This window comes from Mesorhizobium sp. M2C.T.Ca.TU.002.02.1.1, from assembly GCF_003997225.1.
The window spans coordinates 1-680 of record NZ_RZTO01001428.1; the positions used below are offsets into that span (position 1 = coordinate 1).

Genomic DNA, 680 nt, shown 5'->3' on the forward strand with positions numbered 1-680 from the left:
GCGCGGGCCTGGGCTTCCTCTGGTTCAACGCGCCACCGGCCGCGATCTTCATGGGCGACACCGGCTCGCTGGCGATGGGCGGGCTGATCGGGACCATCGCGGTCGCCACCAAGCACGAGATCGTGCTGGTCATCGTCGGCGGCCTGTTCGTGGTCGAGATCCTGTCGGTCATCATCCAGGTCGGCTACTTCAAGATGACCGGCAAGCGCGTCTTCCTGATGGCGCCGATCCATCACCATTTCGAAAAGCTCGGCTGGACCGAGAGCCAGGTGGTGATCCGCTTCTGGATCATCGCCGTCATCCTGGCGCTGGTCGGCCTCTCCACCCTCAAGCTCAGATAGGACTCGCCGCTTGATCCCCGCCGCTTCCTTTTCCGGCAAACGCGTTTCGCTCTTCGGGCTTGGCGGCTCGGGGATCGCCACCGCGCATGCGCTGATCGCGGGGGGCGCCGAGGTGCTGGCCTGGGACGACAATCCAGACAGCGTCGCCAAGGCGGCGGCCGCGGGCATTGCGACCGGCGACCTGCGTGCAGCCGACTGGCCGCGTTTCGCCGCCTTCGTGCTGTCGCCAGGCGTGCCGCTGACGCATCCGAAGCCGCATTGGACGGTGGAGCTCGCACGCGGCGCCGGTGTCGAGGTGATCGGCGATATCGAGCTGTTCTGCCGCGAGCGCAACAGCCG

Annotated in this window: 2 pseudogenes; both read left to right on the forward strand. The window is 67.2% G+C overall.

The features are described from left to right. Positions 1 to 341 (forward strand): annotated as a pseudogene (gene mraY / locus EOD07_RS36555) (phospho-N-acetylmuramoyl-pentapeptide-transferase); the annotation flags it as partial. A 10-nt stretch (positions 342 to 351) separates the two neighbouring features. Further along, positions 352 to 680: pseudogene (gene murD / locus EOD07_RS36560) on the forward strand (UDP-N-acetylmuramoyl-L-alanine--D-glutamate ligase); the annotation flags it as partial.